The organism is Caballeronia sp. ATUFL_F2_KS9A (assembly GCF_023630765.1).
Lineage (GTDB): Bacteria > Pseudomonadota > Gammaproteobacteria > Burkholderiales > Burkholderiaceae > Caballeronia > Caballeronia zhejiangensis.
In genome coordinates, this window is sequence record NZ_JALQEK010000008.1 from 1 (window position 1) to 18,458 (window position 18,458).

Annotated in this window: 19 protein-coding genes; 11 read left to right on the forward strand and 8 right to left on the reverse strand. The window is 63.0% G+C overall.

What is annotated here, in order from left to right:
- Positions 1 to 250: 250 nt before the first annotated feature.
- From NCS67_RS07755 to NCS67_RS07770, 4 genes are all read left to right on the forward strand, one after another.
- The gene (locus tag NCS67_RS07755; protein WP_033535767.1) at positions 251 to 1,465 is read left to right on the forward strand and encodes a DUF2863 family protein; all 1,215 of its coding nucleotides are present in this window, start codon (positions 251 to 253) and stop codon (positions 1,463 to 1,465) included.
- A gap of 190 nt (positions 1,466 to 1,655) precedes the next feature.
- Positions 1,656 to 2,462 carry a helix-turn-helix transcriptional regulator gene (locus NCS67_RS07760; protein ID WP_033535768.1) on the forward strand — a complete coding sequence of 269 codons (807 nt, stop codon included), beginning with the start codon at positions 1,656 to 1,658 and terminating at the stop codon, positions 2,460 to 2,462.
- A 68-nt stretch (positions 2,463 to 2,530) separates the two neighbouring features.
- On the forward strand, positions 2,531 to 3,205 hold the full coding sequence (locus NCS67_RS07765; protein WP_033535783.1) for a membrane protein: 675 nt from the start codon (positions 2,531 to 2,533) through the stop codon (positions 3,203 to 3,205).
- A 147-nt stretch (positions 3,206 to 3,352) separates the two neighbouring features.
- Positions 3,353 to 3,937, forward strand: a complete 585-nt coding sequence (locus NCS67_RS07770) for a BspC domain-containing protein (RefSeq protein WP_250434875.1) — start codon at positions 3,353 to 3,355, stop codon at positions 3,935 to 3,937.
- Between the two features lie 93 nt (positions 3,938 to 4,030).
- Here the strand turns inward: NCS67_RS07770 and NCS67_RS07775 are convergent, their stop codons facing one another.
- Both NCS67_RS07775 and yaaA read right to left on the reverse strand, forming a co-directional pair.
- Positions 4,031 to 5,191: a M14 family metallopeptidase gene (locus tag NCS67_RS07775; RefSeq protein ID WP_250434876.1), complete on the reverse strand. Its 1,161-nt coding sequence runs from the start codon at positions 5,189 to 5,191 to the stop codon at positions 4,031 to 4,033.
- Positions 5,192 to 5,223: 32 nt separating this feature from the next.
- Positions 5,224 to 6,003 carry a peroxide stress protein YaaA gene (yaaA, locus tag NCS67_RS07780; RefSeq protein ID WP_008341685.1) on the reverse strand — a complete coding sequence of 260 codons (780 nt, stop codon included), beginning with the start codon at positions 6,001 to 6,003 and terminating at the stop codon, positions 5,224 to 5,226.
- A gap of 56 nt (positions 6,004 to 6,059) precedes the next feature.
- On the opposite strand from yaaA, the gene NCS67_RS07785 reads away from it, so the two are divergent.
- From NCS67_RS07785 to NCS67_RS07815, 7 genes are read left to right on the forward strand one after another with little or no spacing between them, the layout of a single operon-like run.
- Entirely contained in the window at positions 6,060 to 6,539 is a 480-nt protein-coding gene (locus NCS67_RS07785) for a putative toxin-antitoxin system toxin component, PIN family (RefSeq protein WP_250434877.1), read from the forward strand.
- Positions 6,540 to 6,585: 46 nt separating this feature from the next.
- On the forward strand, positions 6,586 to 7,767 hold the full coding sequence (locus tag NCS67_RS07790) for a pyridoxal phosphate-dependent aminotransferase (RefSeq protein WP_250434878.1): 1,182 nt from the start codon (positions 6,586 to 6,588) through the stop codon (positions 7,765 to 7,767).
- Positions 7,768 to 7,815: 48 nt separating this feature from the next.
- Positions 7,816 to 9,357, forward strand: a complete 1,542-nt coding sequence (locus tag NCS67_RS07795; RefSeq protein ID WP_244807402.1) for a 3-hydroxyacyl-CoA dehydrogenase — start codon at positions 7,816 to 7,818, stop codon at positions 9,355 to 9,357.
- Positions 9,354 to 10,142: an oxepin-CoA hydrolase, alternative type gene (locus NCS67_RS07800; protein ID WP_008341693.1), complete on the forward strand. Its 789-nt coding sequence runs from the start codon at positions 9,354 to 9,356 to the stop codon at positions 10,140 to 10,142. Before NCS67_RS07795 ends, NCS67_RS07800 begins: the two co-directional genes overlap by 4 nt.
- A gap of 4 nt (positions 10,143 to 10,146) precedes the next feature.
- On the forward strand, positions 10,147 to 10,872 hold the full coding sequence (locus tag NCS67_RS07805) for a histidine phosphatase family protein (protein WP_250434879.1): 726 nt from the start codon (positions 10,147 to 10,149) through the stop codon (positions 10,870 to 10,872).
- 22 nt (positions 10,873 to 10,894) lie between these two features.
- Positions 10,895 to 11,998 carry a phosphotransferase gene (locus tag NCS67_RS07810; protein WP_008341699.1) on the forward strand — a complete coding sequence of 368 codons (1,104 nt, stop codon included), beginning with the start codon at positions 10,895 to 10,897 and terminating at the stop codon, positions 11,996 to 11,998.
- Entirely contained in the window at positions 11,995 to 13,218 is a 1,224-nt protein-coding gene (locus tag NCS67_RS07815) for an acyl-CoA dehydrogenase family protein (protein ID WP_250434880.1), read from the forward strand. The genes NCS67_RS07810 and NCS67_RS07815 overlap by 4 nt, the downstream gene beginning before the upstream one ends.
- Here NCS67_RS07815 and NCS67_RS07820 read toward each other — a convergent pair.
- The 6 genes from NCS67_RS07820 to NCS67_RS07845 form a co-directional block, all read right to left on the reverse strand.
- Positions 13,207 to 13,677: a MaoC family dehydratase gene (locus NCS67_RS07820; RefSeq protein ID WP_244807405.1), complete on the reverse strand. Its 471-nt coding sequence runs from the start codon at positions 13,675 to 13,677 to the stop codon at positions 13,207 to 13,209. The two genes, NCS67_RS07815 and NCS67_RS07820, sit on opposite strands and share 12 nt — an antisense overlap.
- Positions 13,678 to 13,831: 154 nt before the next feature.
- Complete coding sequence (locus NCS67_RS07825) at positions 13,832 to 14,281, reverse strand: DUF1178 family protein (RefSeq protein ID WP_175983172.1); 450 nt, start codon at positions 14,279 to 14,281, stop codon at positions 13,832 to 13,834.
- A gap of 198 nt (positions 14,282 to 14,479) precedes the next feature.
- The gene (locus NCS67_RS07830; RefSeq protein ID WP_250434881.1) at positions 14,480 to 15,079 is read right to left on the reverse strand and encodes an NUDIX domain-containing protein; all 600 of its coding nucleotides are present in this window, start codon (positions 15,077 to 15,079) and stop codon (positions 14,480 to 14,482) included.
- Positions 15,080 to 15,129: 50 nt separating this feature from the next.
- A complete protein-coding gene (locus NCS67_RS07835; RefSeq protein ID WP_175983173.1) occupies positions 15,130 to 15,450 on the reverse strand; it encodes a DUF2818 family protein in 321 nt (106 codons plus the stop codon).
- Positions 15,450 to 16,922 carry an NADH-quinone oxidoreductase subunit NuoN gene (gene nuoN / locus NCS67_RS07840; protein WP_244807408.1) on the reverse strand — a complete coding sequence of 491 codons (1,473 nt, stop codon included), beginning with the start codon at positions 16,920 to 16,922 and terminating at the stop codon, positions 15,450 to 15,452. Before nuoN ends, NCS67_RS07835 begins: the two co-directional genes overlap by 1 nt.
- Positions 16,923 to 16,947: 25 nt before the next feature.
- Entirely contained in the window at positions 16,948 to 18,447 is a 1,500-nt protein-coding gene (locus NCS67_RS07845; RefSeq protein ID WP_008341712.1) for an NADH-quinone oxidoreductase subunit M, read from the reverse strand.
- Positions 18,448 to 18,458 lie beyond the last annotated feature (11 nt).

An 18,458-nucleotide genomic window follows, 5' to 3' on the forward strand; every position in this document is an offset into this window, starting at 1 on the left:
CTACAACCTACCCCCGAGCACACCGCCGATACCGCCCTCTCCCGCTTCCTTCGCGTTCATCGAATCGCGAAGGAACGAAATTCTAGTGAGCGAATCCCGACTCCGCAAGGGGGATGCAAAGAAATTATCGTGGCGCTCCAAGTCACGCTGCACTCTCCTCCGATCGACGTGTTGCAACGCCGCACGATAAAAGCATCGCCCGAGCGACTACAATCAAAGGTTCACCGCACTAATTCACTCTAGTATCTATATGCGCTCGCGAATCGCAAAACGTATTCCCCCAGATGCAGACAAGCTCGTCAGCCTCTCCCTCGCGCTTTTCGCGTCCGGCAGCCGTGTCGAGGACCGCTTCTGGGAAGCTCGCCTCGACACGCTCATCGCCAAACTCGTGCGCAACGGCAATCAGACGACGCTCGACGCCGCGCTCGACCATCTGCAGCAGAATCATCCGGACGCCTACGGCGCGCTCGCCGATATGGCCGAGACGCACAGCGAGTCGTTCAGATTCGACATCGAAGGCGCACCGCATGAAGCCTTGCTCATTGCCGCGCCGGTGCTCGCGTGGACGCGCTACGCGATTCCATCGGGCTCGCTCAAGGGCGATGCCGTCGACGCACTGCGCACGCAGATGCAGGCTCATGTGCTGGCAGCCGATGCCCGGGTAGCCGTCGCGCCCTATCTGTACAGCATCGATCAGTTGCCACGCCACCATGTGGATACGTCGCGCCTCGCGCAACAGTTGCTGCAGACGGTGACGACCGGCAGCGTCGCACGTCTGAATCTGTCGGACCTCCCGGAAACCTCGCCGATTCTCGCGGACCCGCGATTTCTATTGGCGCTGGTCGTCGTACCGGCCGGTGCGGCGTTCTTTCGCTGGCAGGAAGACGAAAACGGCAGCCGCGTGGAGCGGGGTCAATGCCTCGAACAGTGGGCCGCGCAAGGCGGACCGAGCTTCGCGGCAATTCTGCCGGGCTGCGAGTTCGAGTGCTTGCTTCCTGACGCCTACTACTCCGCCTGCCGCGACGCCGACGAGCAGGTGCGTCCGCACACCGTACGTACCGCCGTCCGATATCTGTTCGATACGCTCGGCACCGCGCCCCAGGACTTGCGCGCGGTCATCGCGGGCTTCGGCGAGCGGCGCATCGACGAATATCGCATCGGCTTTACACGTCGCGGCAGCAACGATGTGATCTACGGCGTCGTGTGGCCGCTCTACGGCCGCGAGAACGGGGAACTCGGAATGGACGAGGATCCGGTCGATCTCGAGGGCGCCAATGGACCGGTGGAAGAAATCGTCGAGTTGCTGAAGAAGACAGGTGTCTCTGACGTACGCCGCCATGCGGGACGCTTCGAACCGGAGTTCTGCGACGACTGCGGCGTGCCGCTCTATGCCGATCCGCTCGGCGAGATCGTTCACGCTGAAATGCCGGAAGACGCTGATCCTGCGCAGCCACATTTCCATTAACGATGCTCGATAGCAGCTATTTAGGCCAAAAAGAACCCCGCCGCGTGCGGGGTTTTGTGTATTTATGCCTATGCCATTCGGATAGGGGGCCAAATCACCTTAAATTTGTCAACATACCGACTGGCGCCGATGCAAACCGGCGCCGAGTTCCGAAGCCGGTAGGCGACGGTGTATTGACAAGAGGTGAAGCATGATAATCAACATCATTGGTTCCGACGCAGAACGCCGGGCGGGCCTTAAAACATTGCTGCGCCGCGTTGCGCGCCAAGCGCAATTCATCGAGGCGAAGGATTGGAGACAAGCCCGTTCCGCCTTGAAGCGCTCCTCCCCTGACATGATCGTGATCGACTGGGCGCCCGAACTGCGCACCGGCGACCTGCAGATCCTGCTCGACGACGCCCCAGATGTGCCAGCGGCCATCATGGTCGACCGTTGCGGCGCCGCGCTGGTCTACGCGCTGATGAGCGTCGGCGCAATGGGCGTGATCCCGCGCGCCCTCGATCCCATCCTGATACTCCGCGCGCTGGAGATGGTCCTCGTCGGTGGACATTACATTCCGCCGGACGTGGTCGACCCGGAACTGACGCTTGAGCTCACCACCCGCCGCATTCGAAACAGTGCCAAGCTGCCGAAGATTCGCCATCATCCGACGCTGTCACCGCGACAACAGCAGATCATGCGCTGCGTGCACATGGGCAGCACGAACAAGATGATCGCGAAGACGCTCGGTATCAGCGAAGGCACGGTGAAAATCCACCTTGCAAGTATCTTCCAGCAGCTGGGCGCGACAAATCGCGCGGCCGCGGTCGCGATCTACAACGGCGTGCAGAATTCGCATCTCGAGATTCTGCGCAGCGGAGGCGAGAAACCGGTGCGCGTCGTATCGGGCCAGCCAGGCGTGATTCCGCTGCGCCGGCCGCGGACGCGCTATCCGTCGCTTCTCGACAACGATGCGGCCGCGCTGCCGATGGCCGCCGAGCCTGAATCAACGTTCTAGCAACAAACGAGGCAAACGGGTCCGTCCTTTGCGCACACGTTTTACGCGCAACGAGTAATATGCAAGGCATGGGGTTCTTCTACACACCGCTACCGCTTTGGCTAACCGTCGGCAGCTGGATCGCCGCCGCGGGGCTGCTCGCGCTCGCAATGCTGCAGCGTCCGTTCGCTCGCCTGCAGGACGCCACGCTGCAAAACGTGTGGCTTGGCGTCATCGTCGCGATCTCGGTGCTATGGGCATGCAACGCATGGTTCGATGACGGACCCGTCATCCATCTATTGGGCGCAACGTTGATGGTCACGCTGTTCGACTGGCGGCTCGCGCTCATCGGCACGGCCGCGACCACGGGTCTCGCGGCCGTCGTGCTCGATGCATCGTGGCTGTCGGTCGCGACCACCTATCTTCTCTTCGGCGCAGTGCCCGTCGCTGTGTCGACATTGCTGCAGCGCTTGAGCAACCTATGCTTGCCGCGCAATCTCTTTACCTTCATCGCCGGACACGGGTTCATCACGTCGGCGGTTGCGGTGGCCGCGGCTTGTGGCGCGACGGTCGGGCTCGAGATGGCGCTTGCCGGCGGCCCGGTCATCGTGCCTCCGGCATTCACGCGCGGCTCGCTGCTGCTGGGCGCCGGCGAGGCGCTCTTCACGGGCCTGCTCACCATATTGATCACGGTGTACAAGCCCGCCTGGATCACCACCTATGACGTGCGCCGCTATCGCCTGGACCGCGGCCCGCGCGTCTAGGTTGCGCGAAACGTATCAATTCACTGCTACTGGCGGAGTCGGATATCGGACTCCGGGCGATGGGTACGCGCACAAAGTACGATAAGATTGAACTCCCTCCCCACACGGCGCATCTTACTTGCCCGTGTCTTCTTAGCGCCAGACTTGATGGAAAGTAACTTCGCACCGCGCCGGCTCCTGCGGCTCGTCGGCCGGTTGGCGGTATGTGCATCGTTGGCATGCGCCGTGTCCGCTTTTGCCGATTCGCTCGACGAGCGCAACGAACTGATTCACCACTTCGTCACCGATTTCAAAGCCAACCCGCTCGTCGCGGATTGCGCTGCACATGGCAACTTCATCGCCAGCACGTCGTCGGCGTTCGATCACGTCGAATTTCCGCCTGCCTCGTTCGATGCCTCGCATTCCGCGATCGAGCCGTGGAACGATTCGTTCGACGAGAAGAAGCAGCGAATCAAAGTGGACAATGTCGTGACCGTCGAAGGTCAAGGCATGCCGAAGGACGGCGGGAACGATCCCACTCCGCTCAAGTTCCGCTGCGGTTATGTCGGCAGTCAGATGCTCGCTTTCGGCTGGAACGATCCCGTCCCGCCATTGCGCGCGCGCGCTGAACCTCGCTCGACGCACGCCACGAAGGGCAAGCACGGCGCGAAGACGAAGGCGTCGTCGGGTAAGTCGAAGAGCACGTCGAAGTCCTCGACCAAGTCGACGAAAAAGACCACCAAGAAGCACTAGCTCCCTTCGTCCTGCGACGAAGACACGACAAAAAAGGGCGTGGCTGCATGAAGCGGCCACGCCCTTTTCACATCGGCGGCAAGTCGGCGGCGCTCAGGCGCCGAACGCCTGCAGATGCCACAGAATGGCTTGCAGCATCGATGCGCCGAGCGCCGCGCTGCGCGCGCCGTTCCAGCCGACGCTCTCGTCGGGCAGATTTGCGTTGTCCTTGAACGGCATCTCAAGCGTAAGCGACAGGCAGTTATACTCGTTGCCGATGTACTTCGACGCGAGCTTGAGCGCATCTGTCTGATACTTGCTCGACTCGTAGCCGTGGACGTCCTGGAAATCCGGGCTCGCCTGCTTGAAGAAATCGACGAACGCCTTCTGCTCCTTCGCCTGCTGCTCGGTGAAGCCCGGCAGCATCTCCGAGCCCGCGACGAACACGTACGGAATGGCTTCGTCGCCGTGGATATCGAAGAACAGGTCGCAGCCCGTCTCCTCGATCGCCTCGCGCACGACCAGCACTTCCGGACTGCGTTGCGCGCTCGGCTCCATCCATTCGCGGTTGAGGTTCGCGCCCGCCGCGTTGGTGCGCAGGTTGCCGAGCACGCTGCCGTCCGGATTCATGTTCGGCACGATATGGAAAATGGCCCGCTCGAAGAGCGCGCGCGCCACCGGATCGCCCGCCCAGTCGCCGAAACCGGCGAGACGCTTCACGAGTCCTTCGACGAACCATTCCGCCATCGTCTCGCCCGGATGCTGACGCGCGATGATCCAGACTTTCTTCTTCGGCTCGGCGTCGCCGAAATCCGGGATGCCGAGCGACAGCACCGATATCGGGCGGCCCTGAACCGTGCTGCCGAGCTCGGTCAGCGTCGCGAGCGGCATCTGCTGGACCGCGCCGAGAAACTCCGAGTGGCGCTCTTCGCTGTACGGCTCGAAGTACGCGTAATAGATGCGATCGAAGTCAGGCGTGTGATCGATCTTCATCACCTGCCCGTCGTACTCCGTCGACACGCGGAACCAGTTCACGCGGTCGTAACTGGCGACCGCTTCATAGTCGCGCCAACCTTCGGGAAACGCGCACTGCGCCGCGTTCTCGAAGGTCATCACGAGACGCTCGCCGCGCGCGCCCGACACGCGGAAATAGAACCATTGCGCGAAATCCGCGTGCGAATCGGGACGAATGCGCAGGCGAATGTAGGCGGGATCGTCGGCGTTGAGGACTTCGATCGCGCCCGCGTCGAAGTTGCTTGAGATAGAGAGAGTCATCTGCGTTTCCTTGCGTGCTTGCCGCGTGGATCTCAGTCCGCGACGCGGCGACGAAATACATAGGTCGTGTCGTTCGATGCTTTTGCATCGAATTTGTAGCCTTCGCTGTCGAAGCCCTTGAGCGCTTCCGGTTCGTCGATGCGGTTCTCGACCGCATAACGCGCCATCATTCCGCGCGCGCGCTTCGCATGAAAGCTGATGATCTTGTAGCGCCCGCCCTTCCAGTCCTCGAACACGGGCGAGATGACCGGAGCCGCCAGCAGCTTCGGCTTGACCGACTTGAAATATTCCTCCGACGCGCAATTCACGAGCACCCGCGCGCCGCGCTGCCTCTGCAACTGCTCGTTGAGCGCCGCCGTAATGCGCTCGCCCCAGAAAGCGTAGAGGTCTTTGCCGCGCGCATTCGGAAACTTCGTGCCCATTTCGAGCCGATACGGCTGCAGCAAATCGAGCGGCCGCAACAAACCATACAGCCCCGACAGCACGCGCACATGATTTTGCGCGAAATCGAGATCGCCGGCAGACAGCGACTTCGCGGCAAAGCCTTCGTACACGTCGCCGTTGAACGCGAGCACCGCCTGCTTGGAATTGTTCGTGTCGAAGGTCTTCGACCAGTCCGCGTAACGCTGGAAGTTCAGCGCCGCGAGCGGGTCCGAAATGCTCATCATGCCGCCGATCTGCTGCGGCGAAAGTTCGCGCAGTCCGTCGATCAGTTCCGCGGCGTCATCGACGAATTGCGGCAGCGTGTGCTTCTTGATATGGGCAGGCGTCTCGTAGTCGAGCGATTTGGCGGGCGAGAGAACGATTATCATGGAGGCTCGCCGGCACGCCGCCGGCGATCATTGGCATAAACCCCTGATTGTATCGAATGGACAATTCCGCCGCGCCGCAGCCTGGCTCCACGCGCGTGGTGCTCGATTCGAATGTGTGGATCGACATCCTCGTATTCGACGACCCCGCCACGCGTCCGATTCACGCGGCACTCGTTGCCCGCACGCTCGAAGCGCTCATCGACGAGCGCTGTCTCAGGGAACTCACGCGCGTGCTCGACTATCCGCAATTCGTGCGAATGGACGTCGACAAGACCGCCGCGCTCGCGAGCGTCGCGCGCCTGTCGACGCTCGTGGCCGCGACCATCGACGAAAACGGGCGTCCGCTGCCCCAATGCAAGGACCGCGACGACCAGAAGTTTCTCGAACTCGCGCACGCATCGGGCGCACAGTGGCTCGTATCGAAAGACCGCGCGGTGCTGAAGCTCGCGCGGCGCGTCGCGCGCGATTTCGCGTTTCGCATCGCCGAGCCGAAGCCGTTCGTCATCGAATTCGAGGCACAGGCGGCCATCGGCTGACGGTGTCTTAAAATAGTCGCGAGCCAAATTCAACGCCCATCCGACCATGAACACGACGCACGAATTGCCGCCGACACCGCCCGAACTTTCCTTCCCGTCGCGTCTGCCCAACGTGGGCACGACCATCTTCACCGTGATGAGCGCGCTCGCCACGCAAAAAGGCGCGGTGAATCTCGGCCAGGGCTTCCCCGATTTCGATTGCGACGCCCGCATCGTCGATGCCGTCGCGGCCGCCATGCGCGACGGCCACAATCAATATCCGCCGATGGCGGGCGCCGCGCCGTTGCGCCAGGCGATCGCGCGCAAGATCGACGCGCTCTACGGCCGCGCGTATAACCCCGACACCGACATCACCGTGACCGCCGGCGCGACGCAGGCGCTGCTCACGGCGATCCTGTGCTGCGTGCATCCGGGCGATGAAGTCATCGTCATCGAGCCAATGTACGACAGCTATGTGCCGTCGATCGAACTCGCGGGTGGCAAGCCGGTGTTCGTGTCGCTCGAAGCGCCCGACTACGCGCTGCCCTTCGACAAGATCGCCGCCGCGATCACGCCGAGGACGCGCCTCATCATGATCAACACGCCGCACAATCCGACCGGCCGCGTGTGGCGCGCGGAGGACATGAAGAAGCTCGAAGAGATCGTTCGCGACACCAATGTGCTGATCGTCTCCGACGAAGTCTACGAGCACATGGTCTACGACGGCGCGCCGCACGAAAGCGTGTCGCGCTATCCGGAGCTGGCGAAACGCAGCTTCGTCGTGTCGAGCTTCGGCAAGACGTTTCATGTGACCGGCTGGAAAGTCGGCTATGTGGCCGCGCCCGCCGCGTTGACGGCCGAATTCCGCAAGGTGCATCAGTTCAACGTGTTCACCGTGAACACGCCGATGCAGATCGGTCTCGCGCATTATCTCGAAGACCCGAAGCCGTATCTCGAACTGCCCGCGTTCTATCAGAAGAAGCGCGATTTCTTCCGCGAAGGTCTCGCGAAGACGCGCTTCTCGCTGTTGCCGTCCGAAGGCACTTACTTCCAGTGCGTCGATTATTCGAAGATCAGCGACATGCCCGAAGCCGAGTTCTCGCAATGGCTCACGAGCGAGATCGGCGTCGCGGCGATTCCCGTTTCGGCGTTCTATCACGAGAGCCATGAATCGGGCGTCGTGCGCTTCTGCTTCGCGAAAAAGGAAGAAACGCTCGCACTCGCGCTGGAACGTCTCGCGAAGCTTTGAACCGCGGCGCACGCGCCATAACCGCCACAACGAGGAGTCGAACGGAACATGAGTACGCAAGACTTCAAGATCGAAACGCTCGGCATCGTCGGCAGCGGCGCGATGGGGCGCGGCATCGCGCAGATCGCGGCGCTCGGCGGGCTCAGCGTGCGCATCTACGATACGAATCCGAAAGCGCTCGCTGCGGCGCGCGAGTATCTGTCGGACACGTTCGCGAAGCTCATCGCGAAAGGCAAGCTCAAGGAAGCCGACGCGCACGCGGCGCTCGCGCGCATCCGCGATGCGGGCGACACGGGCGAGCTTTCCGATTGCGACGCCATCGTCGAGGCGATCGTCGAGAACCTCGACCTCAAGCGCGAACTGTTTCGCGAGCTCGAAGCCGTGGTCGGCGAGCGCTGCATTCTGGCGTCGAACACGTCGTCGCTTTCGATCACCGCGATCGCCGCCGGATGCGCGCATCCCGAGCGCGTCGCGGGCTTTCACTTCTTCAACCCGGTGCCGTTGATGCGCGTCGTCGAAGTCATCGACGGACTGCGCGGCGACCCGCGCGCAGGCGACGCATTGATGGACCTCGCCCGCCGCGTGGGTCATACGCCCGTGCGCGCGAAGGACATGCCGGGCTTCATCGTCAATCACGCCGGGCGCGGCATGAACACCGAAGGCCTGCGCGTGGCGAGCGAAGGCGTCGCGAGCTTCGCGGAAATCGACCGCATCATGCGCGAGCAGGCAGGCTTTCGGCTCGGACCGTTCGAGCTGCTCGATCTCACCGCGCTCGATGTATCGCATCCGGTGATGGAGTCGATCTATCACCAGTTCTATGAGGAGCCGCGCTTCAAGCCGTCGCCGATCACGGGCACGCGGCTCGCGGGCGGGCTCATCGGGCGCAAGGCAGGCGAAGGTTTTTATCGCTATGTCGATGGCAAGCAGGACGTGCCGCCCGAACCCGCCGCGCCGACCGAACTGCCGACGCGCGTGTGGATCAGCCGCGCATCGCACGAAGGACGGGAGCAAGTGCTGAAGCTGATCGCCAAATGCGATTGCTCGGTGCACATCGACGCGGGCCACACGCCGGAGCCGGATTCGCTCATCATCGTGACGCCGCTCGGTTTCGATGCGACCACCGCCGCGGTCAACGAGCATCTCGATGCGACGCGCGTCGTCGCCGTCGATACGCTCTTCCCGCTCGATACGGTCGCGCGCCGCACGATCATGACGACGCCCGCGACCTCGCCCGAGATGCGCGACGCCGCGCACGCCCTCCTCGCTTTCGACGGCGTGCCGGTCTCCGTGATCCGCGATTCGACCGGCTTCGTCGCGCAACGCGTCGTCGCGACGATCGTCAATATCGGCTGCGATATCGCGCAGCAAGGCATCGCGACGCCCGAGGACATCGATCTCGCCGTGATGCTCGGCCTGGGCTATCCGCAAGGTCCGCTCGCGCTCGGCGATACGCTCGGCGCGACGACGATCCTCACGATCCTGCGCAACATTTGCACCGCGCTCGGCGATCCGCGCTACCGGCCCTCGCCGTGGCTCACGCGGCGCGCGCAGCTCGGACTTTCGCTTACCCATACCGAGGAGCTCAGATGAGCGCCGAACTTCTGACAGACCGTCCCGCGGGCAGCGACACCACGCTCGTGCTCAAGTTGTCCAATCCCGGCGCGCGCAACGCGCTGCATCCGGACATGTACGCGGCCGGCATCGAGGCGTTGAACACGGCGGAGCGCGACAACAGCGTGCGCGCGATCGTGCTGACCGGCGCGGACAACTTCTTCTGCGCGGGCGGCAATCTGAATCGCCTGCTGGAAAACCGCGCGAAGGATCCGTCGGTGCAAGGCGAAAGCATCGATCTGCTGGCGGAATGGATCAGCGCGTTGCGCTCATCGACGAAACCGGTCATCGCCGCCGTCGAAGGCGCGGCGGCCGGCGCGGGTTTCTCGCTCGCGCTCGCGTGCGATCTGATCGTCGCCGCCGATGACGCCCGATTCGTCATGTCGTATGCACGCGTCGGCCTGACGCCCGATGGCGGCGCATCGTGGTTTCTGTCACGCACGCTGCCGCGCACGCTCGCGAGCGAAGTGCTGCTCGAAGCGAAGCCGATCGGCGCGGCGCGGCTGCATGAAGTCGGCGTCGTGAACCGGCTGACGAAGAAAGGCATCGCGCTCGATGCGGCTATCGCGTGGGCCGACGATCTCGGCAGCGTGTCGCCGAAAGCGATGGCGCGCATCAAGTCGCTCATCAACGCCGCCGAACTGCAGCCGCTCGCCGCGCATCTCGACATGGAGCGCGACAGTTTCGTCGATGCGCTGCATCACGGCGACGCGCTCGAAGGCATCACCGCGTTCCTCGAAAAGCGCCAGCCGAACTATCGCTAAGCTCATGGCTCACTACGAATTGCCGAAGCGCCGGCGCATCTTTCTGATGCGTCATGGAGACGTCACCTATTTCGACGACAGCGGCCGCGCGATCGATCCCGAAAGCGTGCCGCTCAACGAGCGCGGACGCGAGGAAGCGAACGCCGCGGGCCGCGAGTTCGCCGCGCAGAACGTGCGCTTCGATCGCGTGATCGCGAGCGGATTGCCGCGCACGATCGAAACCGCGCAACGCGTGCTCGACGCGACGGGGCAAAGCATCGACATCGAAGTGTGGCCCGAGTGGCAGGAAATTCGCGGCGGCAAGCTGAAGGATCTGACGGTGTCGGACATCGAGCGCGCGTTTCTCTCGGTGTTCGATGGCGTCGTGCCGGAAGAGACGCAATTCCTCGGCGGCGAAACCATCGGCGAATTGCTCGACCGCGTGCTGCCTGCGGTCGCGCGTCTGCGTGAAGATCGATCGTGGGACACGGCGCTGCTCGTGCTGCACGGTGGCGTCAATCGCGCGCTGCTCTCGCACGCGATCACCGCGGGCGGGCGCGCGTTCTTCGGGCATCTGTCGCAGGCGACGGGCTGCATCAACGCGCTCGATGTCGGCGACAAGCCGGCCGACTGGGTCGTGCACGCGATCAATCATTCGCCGCCCTCGCCGCTGCACGCCGACGTGCGCAATACGACGATGGAACTGCTCTACGCCCAATTCGTTCGCTACAAGGCCGGCGACATGAACTGAAAACCGCAGTCCGGAGGAGACGATGCAGAACAACGAGACGCAAAAGCAGTCCGATTTCTCCGCGTTCGAAGGAACGCGGCCCGTGCAGGACAAACAGCGTTTCGATACCGATGCGCTCGTAGCGTGGCTCGCGGCGAACGTCGATGGCTTCGACGGCCCGTTGACCATCGAACAATTTGCCGGCGGCCAGTCGAATCCGACATTCAAGCTCGTCACGCCCGCGCGCAGTTACGTGATGCGCGCGAAGCCCGGACCCGCGGCGAAACTCTTGCCGTCTGCGCATGCGATCGAGCGCGAGTATCGCGTGATGCACGCGCTCGCCGCCACCGACGTTCCCGTCGCGCGCATGCTCGCGTTATGCGAGGACGAAAGCGTGATCGGCCGCGCGTTCTATGTGATGGAGTTCGTCCAGGGCCGCGTGCTGTGGGATCAGTCGTTGCCCGGCATGACGCCCGTCGAGCGCGCCGCGATCTATGAGGAAACGAATCGCGTGATCGCAGCGCTCCATACCGTCGATGTCGAGGCCGCCGGGTTATCGGGCTACGGCAAGCCGGGCAATTATTTCGAGCGGCAGATCGGACGCTGGAGCAAGCAATACGTCGCGTCCGAAACCGAGAAGATCGACGCGATGAATCGCCTGATCGACTGGTTGCCGCGGCATATTCCCGCGTCCCGCGAACCGAAAGTCAGCGTCGTGCACGGCGACTTCCGGCTCGACAATCTCATCTTTCATCCGGCCGAGCCGCGCGTGCTCGCCGTGCTCGACTGGGAACTGTCGACGCTCGGCGATCCGCTCGCCGACTTCGCGTATCACTGCATGGCGTGGCATGTCGACCCATCGCAGTTTCGCGGCATCGCCGGACTCGACTGGGCGGCGCTCGGCATTCCCGACGAAGCCGCGTACGTGAAGCGCTATTGCGAGCGCACCGGCTTCGCAATCGAAGGCGACTGGAACTTCTATCTCGCCTACAACATGTTCCGCATCGCCGCGATCCTGCAGGGCATCATGAAGCGCGTCGTCGATGGCACCGCCGCAAGCGCGCAAGCCGTCGATGCGGGCAAGCGCGCGCGGCCGATGGCCGAACTCGCGTGGACATACGCACAAAAAGTGGGGACAAGCGCATGAACTTCGACTACACGCCCAAGGTGCAGGCGTTGCGCGAGAAGCTGCTCGCTTTCTTCGACGCGCACATCTATCCCAACGAAGGCGCTTACGCCGATGAAATCGCGGCGAATCGCGCGGCTGGCAACGCGTGGATTCCGACGCGCCTCATCGAAGGCTTGAAGGAGCAAGCGCGCGCCGAGGGACTGTGGAACCTCTTCCTGCCCGCATCGGCGCGCGGCGCGGGGCTGACGAATCTCGAATACGCGCCCTTGTGCGAAATCATGGGTCGCGTGCCGTGGGCGCCCGAAGTCTTCAATTGCAGCGCGCCCGATACGGGCAACATGGAAACCATCGAACGCTACGGCACCGATGCGCAAAAAGCCCAATGGCTCGAGCCGCTGTTGCGCGGCGAAGTCCGCTCGGCGTTTTTGATGACGGAGCCGGAAGTTGCGTCATCGGATGCGACGAACATCCGCTGCAGCATCGCGCGGGACGGCGACAGCTACGTGATCGACGGCCACAAATGGTGGTCGTCGGGCGCGGGCGATCCGCGCTGCAAAGTGTATATCGTGATGGGCAAGACCGACGCCGACGCGCCGAAACACGCGCAGCAATCGATGATTCTCGTGCCCGCCGATGCGAGCGGCATCACGGTGCATCGGCCGTTGAACGTCTTCGGCTACGACGACGCGCCGCACGGCCATATGGACATCACGCTCGACAACGTGCGCGTGCCCGCGACGAACATGCTGTTAGGCGAAGGACGCGGCTTCGAAATCGCGCAGGGGCGGCTCGGGCCCGGGCGCATCCATCATTGCATGCGTCTGATCGGACTCGCCGAACGCGCGCTCGAGTTGATGACGAGACGCACACTCGCGCGTGTCGCGTTCGGCAAGCCGATCGCGCAGCATGGCGTGACGCAGGAGCGTATCGCCGAGGCGCGCATCATGATCGAGCAGGCGCGGCTTCTGACGCTCAAGGCCGCGTACATGATGGACACCGTCGGCAACAAGGGCGCGCGCGGCGAAATCGCGATGATCAAGGTCGTCGCGCCGAACGTCGCGTGCCAGGTCATCGACTGGGCGATCCAGGCACACGGCGCGGGAGGCGTCTGCGACGACTTTGCGCTTGCTTATGCATATGCATCGGCGCGCACGCTGCGTTTAGCCGACGGCCCCGACGAAGTGCATCGAAATGCGATCGCGAAGCTCGAACTCGGGAAATACGCGTCAGGCGGCTGACGCGCCCGGATCGACAGGATTGCGCAGGCCGAAAAGCGCGGCGGAATCGACGGTCAGCACGAGCTCGCCGTTCTGGTTGTGCGCTTCCCAGCGCGTCTGCACGATGCCGCGATCCGGCTTGCTCTTCGACACGCGCTTGTCGAGCACGCGCACGGTGAGGCGCACGCTATCGCCGACGCGCACGGGCTTGATCCAGCGGATGTTGTCGAGACCGGGCGAGCCCATCGAGGTCGAACCGCGCAACATGTCGCGCACGAGGATGCCCATCATCGCGGAACAGGTGTTCCAGCCGCTCGCGACGAGCCCGCCGAAATGCGACGCCTCGCCCGCCGCCTCCGAGAGATGAAACGGTTGCGGATCGTAACGCTCCGCAAATCCGACGATCTCCTCTCTCGTGAACGTGTGCGCGCCCAGCGTCACGGCGCTGCCGATTTCGAAATCCTCAAAAGCGTAGGTCATGCGTTCTCCTTTACGTGGCGGCAAATTCTGAAAACGGAGAACACGGTCGCGCAGAACGCGCGGAGGACTGGCGTCGGTGAGAAAAACTGAGGTCCATGCGCAGTGTCTCCTTCACGGCCCCTTCCGGAGCCCGAAAAGACACCGCGCAAGAACGTTACTGCAGCGGCTCTTTCAGCGCGTCCGGAACAGGCAACGGCATCACGTCGATCCCTTCTTCGAGCAGGGCGTGCGTCTCTTCGGGCGTCGTGACGCCGCGTATGTTGCGCGCCGGCGCCTCGTTGTAATGAATGCGCCGCGCCTCGTCGGCAAACCGGTCGCCCACGTTTTCGGTCTTCTCGATCAGCTCGCGCATGAATTGCAGCGCGCGCGCCTGCAATGCCGCCGCTTCAGGCGCGGCTTGCGCCTGCGCGGGCTGGGAAGCCGCCTCACCTCGCGCGGACGACAAATTCAAGCGTGGCGCGGACGGCATACGACTCACATCGGTCGCCGAGCAAACCGGACAAGCAACCAGCTTGCGCGACAATTGCGACTCGAACTCTTCGGTCGAGGCGAACCAGCCTTCGAACCGGTGATCGTGCGAGCACTTTAAATCGAGGACCTTCATGCTGATGGGGCTTCGTTGAAGTTTATCTCAAAAACGCGCTTTATGAACGGTCGTTCGCAAATCTGCAGGAATGTGCAGTGGCCGTCAAACGCTGAACTACTCATTCTAGCCGCTCGACCCGAAGGGCGCCTTTGACGACGCAAAAACGACAAAAGCGGCCATCGAGGCCGCTTTTGCACGCATCCGTGTGACGAGCGCTCAATCCTCCATCGACTCACCAAGCTTCCACTCACCCGAGCGGATCTTCTCCAGCCAGAACACGCCGATGATCGTCTTCACGTCGCTGATGCTGCCGTCCTTCACCCAGGCCATCAACTGCGCTTCGTCGGCGACGAAAGTCTCGAGGAATTCGCCTTCGTCGAGTTTCGCATCGCCGGCATTGAGGCCGCGCGCAAGATAGATGTCGATGAACTCGGTCGAATACGAAATCACCGGATGGATTCGCGTGAGGAACGTCCATTCACGCGCGGTGTAACCCGTCTCTTCCTGCAACTCGCGTTTCGCGCACGTCAGCTCGTCTTCGTCCGGATCGAGCTTACCCGCCGGAAATTCGAGCAGCACGCGGCCCACCGGATAACGAAACTGGCGTTCGAGCAGCACGCGTCCGTCGTCGAAGACCGGGAGAATCATCACCGCGCCGGGATGCTCGACGAACTCGCGCGTCGCGTGCTTGCCATCGGGCAATTCAACGGTATCGCGTTTCAGCGTGAGGAACTTGCCCTCGTGCAGCGTGACGCTTTCGACCTTCTTTTCGATGAGGCCGTCGTCGTTACCGGGAATCGAGGAATGATCTGCCATCTTGAGCCCTGTGCTGTTGAAGCAAACAAGCCGCTGACAGCACGAAGCGGTCAGCGGCGTTTGACGAGATATTGATACGTGAAGCCCGGAAAGGCGAACACGACGAAGAGACTGAAGGTAATGGCATAGAACTGCCATTCCTGATCGAATCGGTTGCCGGCGCGCGCTTCGAGCATGAAGCCGAGCGCACCGACCACAAAGTAAAGAACGACGAGCTCGCCGATGCGAATCCACGCGCTCTTCTTCGCCGCCTTGCGTCCCGTCGACGCCGGAAGCGGCAACGGGACGATGGCGAAGAGGCGCTGATTCAGGAACGGCACGTTGGCAAGAACGAGCGCCAACAGCACGATGAACCAGCCTGCCGCCGACATTACAGCGGCAGCGTATGCGAGATCGCCGTGAGGCACGCGCTCATCAACGGACCCGGCACCAGACCGAGCACCAGAACGGCCAGGCCGTTGAACGCGAGCAGCGAGCGGTTCAGGCCGCCGGCGACGATCGGCGATGCGTCCGTCGGCGCATCGAAGTACATCAGCTTGACGACGCGCAGGTAGTAGAACGCGCCCACGAGCGAGGTCATCACGGCGAGGACGGCGAGCCATGTGAGACCGGCGTTCATCGTCGCTTCGAGCACGGCGAGCTTCGCGTAGAAGCCGACCGTCGGCGGGATGCCGGCGAGCGAGAACATCATGATCATCATGACGAACGCGAATACCGGGCTGCGCTGATTCAGGCCCTTGAAGTCTTCGAGCATTTCGGCTTCGAAGTCGCGGCGCGCGAGCAGCATGACCACGCCGAAGGTGCCGAGCGTCGTGACGAGATAGATGATGCTGTAGAACATCGCCGAGCTGTATGCGCCCGCCGCACCCGTCAGCTTGCCGTCGACCACGCCGGCGAGCAGACCCAGCAGCACGAAGCCCATGTTCGAGATGGCCGAATAAGCCAGCATCCGCTTGATGTTCTTCTGCACGATACCCGTGATATTGCCGACGATCAGCGACAGCGCCGCGAGGATCACGAGCATTTCCTGCCAGTCCACCGCGAGCGGCAAGAGGCCCATCACCAGGAAGCGCAGACCCCACGCGAACGCCGCGACCTTCGGTCCGCCGCCGGTGAGCAGCGTCATCGCGGTCGGCGCGCCCTGGTAGACGTCAGGCACCCACATGTGGAACGGCACCGCGCCCATCTTGAACGCCACGCCCGCAACGATGAAGATCGCGCCGAACAGCAGCACGGCGTCGTTGATGCGGCCCGAAGCGACGGTCTTCAGCACTTCGTTCAGATCGAGCGAGCCGGTCGCGCCGTAGATCATCGAGATGCCGTACAGCAGGAAGCCGGATGCGAGCGCGCCGAGCACGTAGTACTTCATCGCCGACTCGTTCGACTGCGGCACGTCCTTGCGCAGCGCGATCACCGCGTACAGCGACAGCGACATCAGTTCGAGGCCGAGATACAGCGTCAGGAAGTTGTTGCCGGAAATCATCACGCACTGGCCGAGCAGCGAAAACAGGCCGAGCAGGAAGAAGTCGCCGCGGAACAGGTCGCGGTCTTCCAGATACTTCTTCGAGTAGATGATCGACACCGCGTAGCCGAGACACACCACCGCCTTCATCGCGCTCGCGAACGGATCGACGATATACATGCGCGTGAAGAAGAAATGCGGCGTCGGGTCGAGCGCGGTGACGGCGAACCACACGCCGCAGACGATCGTCGACACGAGCGCGATCAGATACGTCGTGCCGCGGCTCTTCGGGCCGAACATCGTGTCGTTGAGCCAGGCCAGAACGACCGACGCCATCAGGACCGCGTCAGGCCAAAGAATACTCATAGAGGCGTTTTGCATGATCTCTTAGTTCCTCCGCACGACGTTACTGAGCCAGCGGCAGCTTAGACTGCGCGACGTGGGAGAGCAGGTTTGCCACGGATTCGTGCATCACGTCGGTAAAGGGCTTCGGATGCAGGCCCATGTACAGCGTGAACAGCGCAAGGATGGCGAGCATCAGGAATTCACGCCCGTTGATGTCCTTGAGCTTCGCGACGTGGTCGTTCGCGACCGCGCCGAAGTACACGCGCTTGTACATCCACAGCGTGTAGGCCGCGCCGAGGATCAGCGTGAACGTCGCGAGGAAAGCGATCCAGAAGTTGTACTTCACCGCCGCCAGAATCACCATGAATTCGCCGACGAAACCCGAGGTACCCGGAAGGCCGCAGTTGGCCATCGCGAAGAGCATCACGAATGCCGCGAACTTGGGCATCGTGTTCACGACGCCGCCGTAATCCGCGATCTGGCGCGAGTGCACGCGGTCGTACAGCACGCCGATCGAAAGGAACATCGCGCCCGATACGAAACCGTGCGAGATCATCTGGATGATCGCGCCTTCGACCGCGAGCTGGCTCGACGCACCGAACATGAAGAAGCCGAGCGTGACGAAGCCCATGTGCGCGATCGACGAATACGCGACGAGCTTCTTCATGTCGGACTGCACCATCGCGACGAGACCGATGTAGATCACCGCGATCAGCGACAGCGTGATGACCACCGGCGCGAGGAAATGGCTCGCGTCCGGCGCGATCGGCAGCGAGAAGCGCAGGAAACCGTACGCGCCGAGCTTCAGCATGATCGCCGCCAGCACGACCGAACCGCCCGTCGGCGCTTCGACGTGCGCGTCCGGCAGCCACGTGTGCACCGGCCACATCGGCACCTTCACGGCGAACGCCAGGAAGAACGCGATGAACAGCAGCACCTGCGGCGTCATGTCGAGCTTCGCGGCTTGCCACGTCGCCAGATCGAACGTGTGCGTCTGCGTGTAGAGGTACAGCAGCGCGACCAGCATCAGCAGCGAGCCGGCCAGCGTGTACAGGAAGAACTTGAACGCCGCATACACGCGGTTCGGGCCGCCCCACACGCCGATGATGATGTACATCGGAATGAGCGTGGCTTCGAAGAACACGTAGAACAGCAGGCCGTCCGCCGTCGAAAACACGCCGATCATGATGCCCGAGAGGATCAGGAACGCGGCCATGTACTGCGACACGCGCTCGGTGATCACTTCCCAGCCGGCGATCACGACGATCACCGTGATGAGCGCGGTCAGCACGACGAACCACATCGAGATGCCGTCGACGCCGAGGTGATACGTGATGTTGAAGCGCTCGATCCAGTTCGACTGTTCGACGAACTGCAGCGCGGCCGTCGACGTATCGAAGCCGGTGATGAGCGGAATCGTGACGATCAGCCCGAGCACCGAGCCGACCAGCGCGACCCAGCGCGCGGGCGCCGGGTTGCGGTCGTTACCAACTGCGAGCACGAGCAGGCCGAAAACGATCGGCAGCCAGATCGCGACACTGAGAATCGGAAAAGAGTGCATAGGATCCCTCG

Excerpts from the sequence above, each read along its gene's own strand:
- NCS67_RS07805 (WP_250434879.1), top strand. The coding sequence starts at position 10,147 with ATGGCTCACTACGAATTGCCGAAGCGCCGGCGCATCTTTCTGATGCGT.
- NCS67_RS07770 (WP_250434875.1), top strand. The coding sequence starts at position 3,353 with ATGGAAAGTAACTTCGCACCGCGCCGGCTCCTGCGGCTCGTCGGCCGG.
- NCS67_RS07795 (WP_244807402.1), top strand. The coding sequence starts at position 7,816 with ATGAGTACGCAAGACTTCAAGATCGAAACGCTCGGCATCGTCGGCAGC.
- yaaA (WP_008341685.1), bottom strand. The coding sequence starts at position 6,003 with ATGATAATCGTTCTCTCGCCCGCCAAATCGCTCGACTACGAGACGCCT.
- NCS67_RS07830 (WP_250434881.1), bottom strand. The coding sequence starts at position 15,079 with ATGGCAGATCATTCCTCGATTCCCGGTAACGACGACGGCCTCATCGAA.
- NCS67_RS07800 (WP_008341693.1), top strand. The coding sequence starts at position 9,354 with ATGAGCGCCGAACTTCTGACAGACCGTCCCGCGGGCAGCGACACCACG.
- NCS67_RS07810 (WP_008341699.1), top strand. The coding sequence starts at position 10,895 with ATGCAGAACAACGAGACGCAAAAGCAGTCCGATTTCTCCGCGTTCGAA.
- NCS67_RS07760 (WP_033535768.1), top strand. The coding sequence starts at position 1,656 with ATGATAATCAACATCATTGGTTCCGACGCAGAACGCCGGGCGGGCCTT.
- NCS67_RS07815 (WP_250434880.1), top strand. The coding sequence starts at position 11,995 with ATGAACTTCGACTACACGCCCAAGGTGCAGGCGTTGCGCGAGAAGCTG.
- NCS67_RS07825 (WP_175983172.1), bottom strand. The coding sequence starts at position 14,281 with ATGAAGGTCCTCGATTTAAAGTGCTCGCACGATCACCGGTTCGAAGGC.
- NCS67_RS07785 (WP_250434877.1), top strand. The coding sequence starts at position 6,060 with ATGGACAATTCCGCCGCGCCGCAGCCTGGCTCCACGCGCGTGGTGCTC.
- NCS67_RS07765 (WP_033535783.1), top strand. The coding sequence starts at position 2,531 with ATGGGGTTCTTCTACACACCGCTACCGCTTTGGCTAACCGTCGGCAGC.
- NCS67_RS07790 (WP_250434878.1), top strand. The coding sequence starts at position 6,586 with ATGAACACGACGCACGAATTGCCGCCGACACCGCCCGAACTTTCCTTC.
- NCS67_RS07775 (WP_250434876.1), bottom strand. The coding sequence starts at position 5,191 with ATGACTCTCTCTATCTCAAGCAACTTCGACGCGGGCGCGATCGAAGTC.
- NCS67_RS07835 (WP_175983173.1), bottom strand. The coding sequence starts at position 15,450 with ATGTCGGCGGCAGGCTGGTTCATCGTGCTGTTGGCGCTCGTTCTTGCC.
- nuoN (WP_244807408.1), bottom strand. The coding sequence starts at position 16,922 with ATGCAAAACGCCTCTATGAGTATTCTTTGGCCTGACGCGGTCCTGATG.
- NCS67_RS07845 (WP_008341712.1), bottom strand. The coding sequence starts at position 18,447 with ATGCACTCTTTTCCGATTCTCAGTGTCGCGATCTGGCTGCCGATCGTT.
- NCS67_RS07820 (WP_244807405.1), bottom strand. The coding sequence starts at position 13,677 with ATGACCTACGCTTTTGAGGATTTCGAAATCGGCAGCGCCGTGACGCTG.
- NCS67_RS07755 (WP_033535767.1), top strand. The coding sequence starts at position 251 with ATGCGCTCGCGAATCGCAAAACGTATTCCCCCAGATGCAGACAAGCTC.